This is a genomic window from Streptomyces sp. MJM8645 (genome assembly GCF_001625365.1).
GTDB lineage: Bacteria > Actinomycetota > Actinomycetes > Streptomycetales > Streptomycetaceae > Kitasatospora.
In genome coordinates this window covers 972,501-983,651 of record NZ_LJJF01000002.1, presented here as the reverse complement: position 1 = coordinate 983,651, position 11,151 = coordinate 972,501, and the positions used below count along the sequence as shown (strand labels likewise).

The window sequence follows — 11,151 nt, the reverse complement described above, 5'->3', positions numbered from 1 at the left end:
CCATGACCAACCCGTTCGACGACCAGGACGCCACCTTCCTCGTGCTCGTCAACCAGGAGAACCAGCACTCGCTGTGGCCGCAGTTCGCCGACGTCCCCGAGGGCTGGACCGTCGCCCACGGCCCCGACAGCCACGCCGCCTGCCTGGAGTACGTCGAGCAGTCCTGGACCGACATGCGGCCCAGGAGCCTCGCCGACGCCATGGACGCCAGGAAGTAGCGCGGCCGACGTGACCTCCACCGACACCCTCGGCACCGACGCCCCGGCCGAGGCCCGTGCCACTGCGGGCCCGGCCGGGCCGTCCGGCGACCTCGCCGCGGCCCTGTACACGCCCGAGGCCCGCCGCGACCCGTACCCGTTCTACGCCCGCATGCGGCGCGAGAGCCCGGTCCACCGCAGCGACCAGGGCATCTGGTACCTCACCCGGTACGCCGACATCGACGCCGCCCTGGGCGACCTGCGCCTGTCGAACGACCGGGACCGGATGACCCGGGCCCTCAGCGGCCTGGGCGGCAACCTGAAGGCCCTGAGCCGGCTCACCGACCGGCTCGGCCGGGTGATGACCAACACCGACCCGCCGGACCACGCCCGGCTGCGCAAGCTCGTCAACCGGGCGTTCACCGCCCGGCGGGTCGAGGCCCTGCGGGACGGCATCCAGACGGTCGTCGACGACCTGATCGACCGAGCCGTGGCCCAGGGGCCCGCCATGGACTTCATCGAGGCGGTCGCCTCCCCGCTGCCCCTGGCCGTCGCCTGCGAGCTGTTCGGCATCCCGCCCGAGGACCGCCCCGAAGTCAAGACCTGGTTCCGCCGGATCGGCAACCTGACCGCCGACATCGAGCAGGCCGAGGCCGCCGTCGACCAGTACGAGGAGTACCTGTCCCGGCTCATCCGGCAGCGCCGCGAGGATCCGGGCGACGACCTGATCAGCGCCCTGGTCACCACCCAGGCCACGGACGACCGGCTCACCGACTCCGAACTGCTGTCCACCTGCTTCGTCCTCATCACCGCCGGGGACGAGACCACCGCCAACCTGATCGGCAACGGCACCCTCGCCCTGCTGCGCCACCCCGACCAGCTGGCCCGGCTGCGCGAGGACCCGGCGCTGATCCGCACCGCCGTCGAGGAGCTGGCCCGCTACGACACGCCGACCCAGGCGATCGTCCGGGTCGTCGCGCAGGACGTCGAGATCGGCGGGCGGACGCTGCGCGAGGGCGAGCTGGTGTACCTGTTCCTCAGCGCGGCCAACCGCGACGAGGACCGCTTCGAGGACCCCGACCGACTCGACCTGGCGCGCACCCGCAACCGGCACCTGACCTTCGGCACGGGCCCGCACTTCTGCCTCGGCGGACCGCTCGCCAAGCTCCAGACCGAACTGGCGGTCGGCACCCTGGTCCGCAGGCTCCCGGGCCTCGCACTCGCCGACGGGACGGCCCTCGACTGGCGGCCCAACCCGCTGCAACGGCACCTGTGCGCACTGCCGCTCACCTACTGAACGACAACCTCGTCGGACGACAAGCCCGTCGAACGACAAGACCACCGAACGACAAGACCATCGACTGCGAAGGAGAACCGATCATGGCCCGAGAGTTCCAGGTGCGCCGGGAACAGGACCTGCCCGCCGCACCGCACCAGGTCTGGCAGGCGATCGCCACCGGGGCCGGCAACCTCAGCTGGCTGTACCCCATGGAGGTCGAGCCGCACGTCGGCGGGACGGTCTCCCGCGGCGGCGGCACCGTCGTGGCCTGGGAACCGCCGCACCACTTCGCCGTCCGGGCGACCAGGGACGGCGGCTTCTCGAACACCCTCAGCTACCACATCGAGGCGGCCGACGGCACGTCGAGCCACCTGCGGATGGGGATCCACTGGGTGCACGAGGGCGTCGTCGACGACGGCTGGGACACCAGGGCGGACGCGGCCGAGAAGCACGTCGACCTCTACCAGCACAGCCTCGCCCAGTACCTGACGCACTTCGCCGACCGCACCGCCGTCTACGTCAAGGCCGCCCGGCCCGGACCGACCGCCGACCCCGCCGACTTCGCCACGCTGCGCCGGCGCCTCGGCCTCGCCGACGACACGGCCGTCGGCGACCGGCTGTCACTCGACCTCCCGGGTGCGGACGGCGGCCCGGAAGAGGTGGTCGTGGACTACCTGAGCCCCGACTTCATCGGTCTGCGCGGCCCGGACACCCTGTACCGGTTCTACAACGGCAGCTCCTGGAACTGGCCGATCTGGCTGGGCCACCACCTGTTCGCCGGGGGAGCGGACGAGGAGCAGGCGACCAAGGCGTGGAACGCCTGGCTCAACGGCTCCTGACCCGCCGTACGACAGACAACCGGAGGGACCCCTGGTGGAAGAAACACTGCTCTACGCCGCCGAACTCGTCGAGGAGGGCGGCACCTACAAGCTCGTCGTGCAGGACGTGGTCCGGGACACCGTCCAGGTCACCCCCGTCCCCAAGACCGCGGTGGACAGGCTCCCGACCTTCCTGTCGGTGCTCAGCGCCAAGCTCAACCCCGCACCGGCCCGCGGCCGCCGGTAGCGACCCCCGCACCCGGCGAGGCCGGTGCCGCCCGCCCGGAACACCCCCCGGGCGGGCGGCACCGGCCTCGTCGGCGCTCAGCCGCTGATGCTCGGGTGGCCGTTCTCGACGTGGCCCATGAGGCGGCGGCGGAAGGACGTGTCCTCGGCGATCGCGAGGTCCAGGTCGTACCAGCCGTCGGCGTCCTCGGTGTCCCAGGCGAGGACGAGGGGTTTGCCCGTGACGACGGTCCCGGTCAGCGCCTTCGCGGTGCTGTAGTGCCGGGGTGCCAGGGTGACGGCCTTCGGCGTGGCGCTCGGCGACGTAATCGTCAGGGTGAGGGTGCGCTTCGCGGCGGCGGCGATGGCGGTGGCCACGGAGGTTTCGGCGGCGGCCCCGGCGGCCGTCCCGGCGAACTCGCGGCGGAATCCGTTGGGGCCGGTGAGGTAGAAGTCGTAACTTCCCTCGCGCACCGGCACTTTGGTGGCGGGCGTGGTGGTGCCGAGCACGTCGAAGTGCCGGGGCGCGTCGTAGCTGCCGGACGTGCCGACGTTGTCGTACAGGGTCAGGTGCACGGAGGCGGCGCCGGTGTTGGTCGGCTGGAGGACGAACACGTCCTGTTTCCGGTCCAGGGCGCCGTGGGCGTCCGGCTGGTACGGCAGCGGGCGGGCCAGACGCCGGGTGGGGTCGGTGGGTTGCGACGGCGGGTCGCCGGTGCGGTCGAAGTCGAAGACCGAGGTGAGGTTGCCGGCCACGGTGCGCCGCCAGCGGCTGATGGCGGGCTGCCGTACGCCCAACCACTCCTCCAGGAACCGGACTTGTGAGGTGTGGTCGAAGACCTGGGAGTTGACGTAGCCGCCCACGGTCCACGGCGAGACCACGATCATCGGCACGCGCATGCCCAGGCCGATGGGCTGGTCGCCGACGTACTCGTCGTCGACGCCCTGCGGGGGCACCGGCGGTGGCACGTGGTCGAAGAAGCCGTCGTTCTCGTCGTAGCTGACGAACAGCACGGTGGAGTCCCACATGTCCTCGTCGGAGGCGATGACGTCCAGGACCTGGCAGACGACCTCCTCGCCGGTCATGGGGGCCGAACCGCCGTCGCCCGGGTGCTCCGAGTCCGCGTCCGAGGGCACCAGGTACGAGACCCGGGGGACCCTCTTCGCCGCCACGTCCTGGGCGAACGCGTAGACGAAGTCGCGGTAGTTCTTCGGGTTCTGCTTCGAGTCCGGCGGGGGCGGGCAGCGGAAGAGCCCGCGGTCGTAGAGGCTCCGGTCGGCCGGCGGCAGGTCGGCGACCGCTTTGGCGAGCGCCTCCACGTCCTCCGGGCGCACGCGCTTCGGATCCTTGTAGAAGTCGTACAGGCTCAGGTAGTCGAGCTCGGCGCTCTTCAGCACGGTCTGGAAGACCCGCTTGAACTCGGCGTGGAAGTCCAGGTTGTTGTCGTAGTAGTTGTCCCAGCCCTGGTAGACGCGCCAGCTGATCCTGTCGGACCCGAAGGGGTCGTTGTTGACCTCCAGGATCTCGGGGTAGCTGGACCAGTTGTACCCGGGCGTCCGGTCACCCGCGTAGGTCGCATCGGGATTCTCGCGGTCGTGCGCGGCCGACCCGGTGACCCGCGACCCGTCGGGCTCCCAGCCGCCGAATCCGCTGAAGAGGTAGTTGCGGTTCGAGGTGGTCTCGCTCATCACCGAGCAGTGGTAGGCGTCGCAGACGGTGAACCGCTCGGCCAGTTCCCGGTAGGTGCCGACGACCTCCGGCTGGTCGAAGTAGTCCATCGCGACGGCATTCTTGGCCGCGATCCACTGGTCGTAGCGGCCGTTGTTCCACGCCTGGTGGCCGGTGGGCCAGTCGTGGGCCTTCGGCTCGGCCGTACCCTGGTCCAGGCCGAGTTGGCGGGGCCGGCGGGGCTTGGACGGGTGGTCCGGGTCGGGCTGGTCGAGGACGGTGCGGCCGCCGGACCCGGGGAACGTGACGAGGTTGCGGTCCTCGTACCCGCGCACTCCTCGGAAGTTGCTGCCGAAGTAGTGGTCGAAGGAACGGTTCTCCTGCATCAGGAAGACCACGTGTCGGACAGCCTTCAGACCGCCGGGGCGGGGCTTGCGCTTGAGGGCCTTCAGCAGCGACTTCGGCAGCGACGGAGCGCTCTGCGGGGAGTGGGGAGTGTTCACGCGTGCTCCTGGTCCGGCGTGGCGGGCGAACCGGAGGGTGCGTTCTCGGTGGCCCGGAGGTAGTCGAGGTAGATGAAGTCGCCCTTGGCGCCCTCGTTGAGATCCGTGTCGACGCGGGTGTAGCCCGTCTTGGGAGGGACCACCTTCGACCCGTCCTTCCAGTGCGTGACGGTGAGGTCGACGATGGGCCGGCCCGCTCCTTCCTGGCGGGTGGCGGCCAGGAACAGGGCCTTGTCGTGCACGGGGGTTCCCCTGTTGAGGTCGACCGGCAGTTTCTGGTAGCCGGCGGGCGGCTTCTCGTCGTCCTGGAGGACGCGGATGCCGGTGACGGGCCGGCCCTCGGCGGACCGTTCGAAGACGAGGTACAGGTAGGCGCCGTGTGTGCCCTTGTTCAGGTCGACGTCGATCCACTCCCACCCGGTGGGCGTGTGGAACGGGCTTCGCACTGGGTCGTCGTAGGCGACCAGGACGTTGAGGTCTGTGACGAACTGACCCATGGGCAGGTCTCCGATCGGAGCAGGTGTGCATGAGCGGGGAGATGGGGCCGACGAAGGGATCGACGGCTCGGGGCACGTACGGGTACGTGAGACGCCCGGCCGGGGTCGGCCGGGTCGGGCGTCCAGTGCTGGGTGCGGCGGGCCAGGTGCGGTCCGGGCACCCGAGACGGCCGTCAGCCCTTGGTGAGGCCTTCCCACTCGCTCAGCGGCACCGGACCACAGGCCCTGGTGTCCACGGTGATTTCCACGCGCCGGTGGTCGGTGTTGGAGAACACCCAGAACTGGTTCGGCTCGTCGGGTACGGCCATCACCGCGTCGACGTGGTCGAAGCCCATGGTTGAGTCCTTCTGAATCCATATGTGCGTGTGCTGCCGAAGCCTTGCCCGGGCGGATCCGTGGCTCGATCCCATGGCTCGCGCGCAGCGAGGAACGTCGGTGAGGAGCGCCACGACCCACGCTAGGTCGGCCGGTCCGGCGGCGCGATGCGAAAAGGTCCGGTGACCTGCATTCCAGTGACGGGTAATTTCGTTACGAACCTTCGACGCGAGAAGTCGGCCCGGCGCCTGGGGAGGCCTTGACGGCCTGCTCCGCGGCTGTCCGGGACCGAGGACGAGCCGCCTCCCCGTCGACGGCTTCCGCGAGGCTCGACGGCGGCGTTCGTTCGAGTGGGCTGGCGGCTGGTGACCGGTCGTGGCCGGGGGAGGGCGCCTGACACCCCACCCGGCCGGCTGTGGCGCCGCACCCGGCCGTCAACGCGGGCGTCGAGGCGTGGGGCGGGGCATGGGGCGGGAATGGCTTGAGTCGACCGTGATTCATATGATGGAAAGCCAGTAGTTGTTTTGCCGGTGTCATGATCCTCGGAGGGCGCCCCGGACCAAGGTGCGCCCATGGAACCGGGCCGGTCTCCGGATTCGCTCCGGTCCTCGGGCTTGATTCAGGGAGTATCATGCGCGGCACCGTGCTCGCCGACCGCTACCGGCTGGTAGACCTGCTGGGCGGCGGGTCGATGGGCGACGTGTGGCTCGCCGAGGACGAGGTCCTGGGCCGCCGGGTCGCGGTCAAGGTGGTGAAGCCGGCCCTGCTGGACGAATCCGGCTTCGCCGAACGCTTCCACGCCGAGGCCCGCGTCATGGCGCAGCTGCGCCACCCGGGCATCGTCGGCGTGTACGACTACGGGCACAGCGCCGTGGACGGGCGGCCCTCGGTCGGCTACCTGGTCATGGAGCTGATCGACGGGGAACCGCTGAGCGCCGTGCTGGAACGCCGCGGCGCGCTGCCGGTGGAGGAGACCCTCCGGATGGCGCTCCAGGTGCTGGAGGGGTTGGAGGCCGCGCACGAGTCCGGGGTGGTCCACCGGGACATCAAACCGGCCAACCTGATGGTCCGCGGCGACCGGACGGTGATCGCGGACTTCGGCATCGCCCGGCCCGGCTGCGACGCCCGGCTGACCGTACCGGGCATGGTGCTCGGCACCGCCGCCTACCAGGCGCCGGAACAGGCCTCCACCGGGACGGTCACCGCCTCGGCGGACCTCTACGCACTCGGCGTCGTCCTCTACGAATGCCTCGCCGGCAAGCTCCCCTTCGACGGGGAGACCGCCCTCGAACTGATCCTCAAGCACCTGACGGAGCCCGTGCCGCCGCTTCCCGAGGACGTGCCCGCGCCGGTGTGGGCGCTGGTCGAGCGGGCGATGGCCAAGGAGCCCGGCGAGCGCTGGCCCGACGCGGCGGCGATGGCCGCGGCGGTACGGGACGCCCTCGCACCGGCCGAGGAGACGGCGCCGGCGTTGGTCCCGGTCGGGCCCCTGCCGGTCGTCGGACGCGCACGGTGGGCCAGGTTCCGCCTACGCGGGCTGATCGGCGTGACGGCGCTGTCACTGCTCTGCGTGGTCGGGGCCTCCGGAGCGACGGTGATCCGGTCCGATGAGGACGACGCTCCGGGCACCGCAGCCGTCGCGGGCCCGGTGGCCGGCCTCTCGGGCCCGGCCGTTCCCGCGGCGGTGGCAGCCGACCGCCAACCCGCCGGACAGCAGCCCGCCGAGCCGACGGCCCCGGTGCCGTCGACCGGACCGGAAGCGGGCGGGAGCCCCACGCCCGGCGCCGGACCCGCGCCGGTCGCCGGCCAGGACCTCGCTGTGCCCGTTCGGCCCGGTACGCCCACCCGGGGCTCCGCCGCGTCCCCTCCCGCCTCCGCCACGGCCACCGGCGGCCAGGGCGCCACCACGCCCGTCCGGCCCGGTACGCCCAACCCGGCCCCCGCCGCGTCCCCGCCCGCCTCCACCGCGCCCACCGCGAGCCAGAACCCCGCCTCGCCCGCGCCGACCTCCGCCGTCCCGTCTCCGCCCGCTTCCCACGAACCGCCCACGCCCACGTCGTCCGCGACGTCGACGCCGCCCACGCCGCCCACGCCGCCCACGCCGGAGCCGAAACCGCAGCCGCAGCTGCCCTCCCAGACACAGATCACCGGCGTCAACGGCGCGCTGGACAACTCCTACTCCGTGGACGAGAACGGCAACCGGATCGGCACCTTCAACGTCAACGGCACGCCGGCCCAGGTGTGGCGGCTGGAAAAGGTCTTCGAGGGGAAGTACTTCCTGCGCAACGCCTCCAGCAACTACACCAAGGTGCTGGACCTGGACACGGGCGACGGGCGCGTGCAGATCTGGACGAGCCCGCCGTACAACAACAACCAGCTCTGGTCCTTCGTGCCGGTCCGGGGCGGCTACCAGATCGTCAACGGCGCCACCAAGGGCTGTCTGACGTCCGACGGAGTCGCCTACTACGTCAGGGTGGCGGCCTGCTCGAACGCGGAGAACCAGGTGTGGGCGCTGTCCTGAGCCGTCCGACCGGCAGCCGAACACCCCCGGGGCAAGGGGAGGATCACGCCGGCAGCCAGGACGGCCACTGCCGGCGGGGACGGTCGGCGGCCCCGCCGAGGCCGATCAGGGCGCGCAGCCGGTCGGCTTCGGGGGAGCCGATGGAGGCCAGGATGTCGTAGGCCTCCGACCGGCACGCCCGGGCCGCGTCCTCGGCGCCGCCGCAGTCGGCGAGCGCGTCGCCGAGCGCCGCCAGGGCCAGCCCCCGCCCCCGGCGGTCGCCGTCGAGCGTCAGCACCTCGACCGCCCGGTCTGCCGCCTCCACCGCCTCGTCGCCGCGGCCGACGGCTCGCAGCGACTCGGTGAGCCGCAGGAGCGTACGGCCCGTCCGGCGCCGGTCGTCCGGCCGCAGCAGGGCGAGAGCACCGCGGTGGTGGCGCAGGGCCTGCTCGAACTCGCCGCGATCGTGGGCGATCGTCCCCAACGAGTCGAGGGCGAGCGCCTGGAGCTCGTGGTCGGCGAGCTGGTGGCAGATCAGCAGGGACTGGTCGACGACGCGGACCGCCGCCTCGGGCCGGCCGAGCTCGGTGAACGCACCGGCCAGGTTGAGCAGTTCGCCCGCCACCGAGCGCCGGTCGCCGAGCCGCTCCCAGACCGCGATCGCCGCCGCGAAGCCGTCGACCGCGTCGCCCGCCCGGCCGACCTGGACGAACAGAGCGGCCAGCGAGGCGTGGGCCAGGGCGAGCAGCGGCCCCGGCAGGTTGTGGGCGATGCACAGGTCGCGGGACCTGAGCAGCTCGCCGAGGGCCGCGGGCTCGGAGCCGACCTCGGTCAGCAGCCGGCCGAGCACCAGTCGGGCCCTGACCTCGGCCGTCCGGTCGCCCTGTCGGACGGCTGCCTGGAGCAGGACCTTGGCCGCGTGCCCCAGCGGCCGGGCGGCCTGGCCGGTCTCGCACAACAGGCTTCCCCCGAGCAGCAGTTCGGCCGCCAGATCGAGCCGGGGAGGCTGGGGGAGCCCGGCGTACTGGCCGACCAGAGCGCCGATGCCCTGGTACTCGCCGCGACCGCGGGCCACCACGCGGCAGTCGGCGGCGTACGGTGAGCCGGAGCCGGTCAGGGCCGCGCGGGTGGCGGCCGGGCCGAGGGCCGCGACGGTCTCGGCGTGCTGGCGGATCACCAGGCGGGTGAGGACGGCGGCCGGGCGGTCCGCCTCCGGGGCCGAGCCCGTGCCGGCAGCCTCGACGTCGGCTGCCGTCTCCGGGACGAGCCGCTGGGCGAAGGCGCGCAGCAGGTCGTGGTACCGGTAGCGGTCCGGTGGCGCGGTCTCCAGCATCGAGCAGTCGACCAGCGACTCGGCCAGTTCCTCGGCCTCGTGCTCGGGCAGGTCGAGCACCGCCGCGACCGCGCCCGGCGACAGGTCGGGCACGTCCGGCACCGCCAACAGACAGAAGGCGCGGGCCTGGTCGGGCGTCAGCTGGTCGTAGCCGAAGCGGAACGCCGACTCGACGGCGAGGTCCTCGGTGCGCAGCACGTCCAGCCGGCGACGATTCTCGGACAGCTTGTCGAGCAGCCGGGCCATGGTCCAGCCCGGCCGGCAGGAGAGGCGCGCGGCGAGGATGCGCACGGCCAACGGGAGGTGGCCGCAGAGCCGCACGAGCTCCCTGGCCGTGTCCGCCTCGGCCTGCAGCCGCTGCCCGCCGACCACCTGGCCGAGCAGGTCGAGGGCCTCCTCCGGGGCGAAGGCCGGCAGCTCGACGACGTGCGCGTTGGGAAGTGAACCGAGCCTGGCCCGGCTGGTGACGAGCACGGCGCAACCGGGCCGGCCGGGCAGCAGCGGCCTGATCTGCTCGGCGTCCCGGGCGTTGTCGAGGACCATCAGCACGCGTCGGCCGGAGAGCAGCGAGCGGAACTGGGCGGAGCGTTCGGCGAGCCCGGCGGGCAGCGCCTCCGCCGGCACGCCGAGGGCGCGGAGGAAGGCGCCCAACACCTCCTCGGGCGGGGTCGGGCGGCCGTCGGCCCCGTGCAGGTCGACGTAGAGCTGGCCGTCGGGGAAGTCGGCGGCCAGCCCGTGCGCGACATGGACGGCCAGGGCCGTCTTGCCCATGCCGCCCAGGCCCGACACGGTCGCCACGGGCACGGTGCGGGGCGCGAGCAGGACGGCCCGCACCGCCTCGGTCTGCGCCTCGCGGCCGGTGAAGTCGGCGAGGTCGGCCGGTACCTGGGTCGGCCGGATCGGCGCGTGGTACGGCGGGCGGGCCGTGGTGGTGGTGTCGGACCGGGGAGGCGCGGGCGCCACGAGGGCGGTGTCGGCCACCAGGATCCGGCGCTGCAACTCGCGCAGGCCGGGCCCGGCGGCGACGCCGAGCTGCGCCCGCAGCCGCCGGTCCGTCTCGCGGTACACGCTCAGGGCCTCGGCCTGCCGCCCGGACCGGTAGAGGGCGAGCATCAGCAGCTCGGAGAACCGTTCCCTGAGCGGGTGCTCGGCCGCGACCGCGGTCAGTTCGGCGACGGCCTCGCCGGACGGTCCGGCCTCGACCTCGGCCTCCAGACACGACTCCAGGACCGTCACCCGGCGTTCGGTCCACTCGCCGCGCTGCCGCTCGGCATAGGGGCCGGAGAGCCCGGACATCGGCTCGCCCTGCCAGAGGGCCAGTGCCAGGCGCAGCGCGGCGGCGGCGCGGGCGTGTTCCCCGGCGCCGCTGAGCTCCTTCGCCGTGGCGACGAGCTCCTCGCAGCGGTGGATGTCCAGCTCCCCCGGATCCACGGTGAGCAGGTAGCCCCCGCTGAGCGAGGTCAGCGGGGCGGGCCCGAGGACGCGGCGCAGCCGGTGGACGTACGTCCGGATCACGGCCATGGGCTTGGCGGGCGGCTCCTCGCCCCACAGGTCGTCCACGAGCTGACCGGTCGACACGGGGTGGTTGGCCCTCAGCAGCAGCGAGAGCAGCAGGTTCCGCTGCTGCGGCGACCCGAGTGCGAGCTCGCCGCCGTCCCGCCACCCCCGTATCGGTCCCAGCACCGTGAACCGCAACCCACCCACCGACCGTTCCCCTCTGCCTGCAATCGAACCCCCGGGCGCATGATACCGACCGCATCACCCCTGGCCGGGGCCGTTCGGGGGCAGTCCAGGGGCCGGCCACGGGTCGGCCAC

General features: G+C 72.8%; 9 protein-coding genes. 5 read left to right on the top strand and 4 right to left on the bottom strand.

What is annotated here, in order from left to right:
* Window positions 1–2: 2 nt before the first annotated feature.
* The 4 genes from A6F73_RS34900 (at window position 3) to A6F73_RS34885 (ending at window position 2,541) form a co-directional block, all read left to right on the top strand.
* Window positions 3–218: an MbtH family protein gene (locus tag A6F73_RS34900; protein ID WP_063352348.1), complete on the top strand. Its 216-nt coding sequence runs from the start codon at window positions 3–5 to the stop codon at window positions 216–218.
* 10 nt (window positions 219–228) lie between these two features.
* The gene (locus A6F73_RS44255; protein WP_063352347.1) at window positions 229–1,494 is read left to right on the top strand and encodes a cytochrome P450; all 1,266 of its coding nucleotides are present in this window, start codon (window positions 229–231) and stop codon (window positions 1,492–1,494) included.
* A gap of 83 nt (window positions 1,495–1,577) precedes the next feature.
* Window positions 1,578–2,315 (top strand): hypothetical protein, encoded by a 738-nt coding sequence (locus A6F73_RS34890; RefSeq protein ID WP_063352346.1) that lies wholly within the window; start codon window positions 1,578–1,580, stop codon window positions 2,313–2,315.
* A gap of 34 nt (window positions 2,316–2,349) precedes the next feature.
* Window positions 2,350–2,541 carry a hypothetical protein gene (locus A6F73_RS34885; protein WP_244293816.1) on the top strand — a complete coding sequence of 64 codons (192 nt, stop codon included), beginning with the start codon at window positions 2,350–2,352 and terminating at the stop codon, window positions 2,539–2,541.
* Between the two features lie 77 nt (window positions 2,542–2,618).
* Here the strand turns inward: A6F73_RS34885 and A6F73_RS34880 are convergent, their stop codons facing one another.
* The 3 genes from A6F73_RS34880 to A6F73_RS41955 form a co-directional block, all read right to left on the bottom strand.
* Window positions 2,619–4,691 (bottom strand): alkaline phosphatase family protein, encoded by a 2,073-nt coding sequence (locus A6F73_RS34880; protein ID WP_063352344.1) that lies wholly within the window; start codon window positions 4,689–4,691, stop codon window positions 2,619–2,621.
* A complete protein-coding gene (locus A6F73_RS43685) occupies window positions 4,688–5,188 on the bottom strand; it encodes a hypothetical protein (RefSeq protein ID WP_063352343.1) in 501 nt (166 codons plus the stop codon). The genes A6F73_RS34880 and A6F73_RS43685 overlap by 4 nt, the downstream gene beginning before the upstream one ends.
* Before the next feature lie 173 nt (window positions 5,189–5,361).
* Window positions 5,362–5,523 (bottom strand): hypothetical protein, encoded by a 162-nt coding sequence (locus tag A6F73_RS41955; RefSeq protein WP_159398699.1) that lies wholly within the window; start codon window positions 5,521–5,523, stop codon window positions 5,362–5,364.
* Window positions 5,524–6,134: 611 nt separating this feature from the next.
* On the opposite strand from A6F73_RS41955, the gene A6F73_RS34870 reads away from it, so the two are divergent.
* Window positions 6,135–8,024, top strand: a complete 1,890-nt coding sequence (locus tag A6F73_RS34870) for a serine/threonine protein kinase (RefSeq protein WP_063352342.1) — start codon at window positions 6,135–6,137, stop codon at window positions 8,022–8,024.
* Window positions 8,025–8,067: 43 nt separating this feature from the next.
* Here A6F73_RS34870 and A6F73_RS34865 read toward each other — a convergent pair whose 3' ends face one another.
* Window positions 8,068–11,019 (bottom strand): BTAD domain-containing putative transcriptional regulator, encoded by a 2,952-nt coding sequence (locus A6F73_RS34865; RefSeq protein ID WP_159398698.1) that lies wholly within the window; start codon window positions 11,017–11,019, stop codon window positions 8,068–8,070.
* Window positions 11,020–11,151 lie beyond the last annotated feature (132 nt).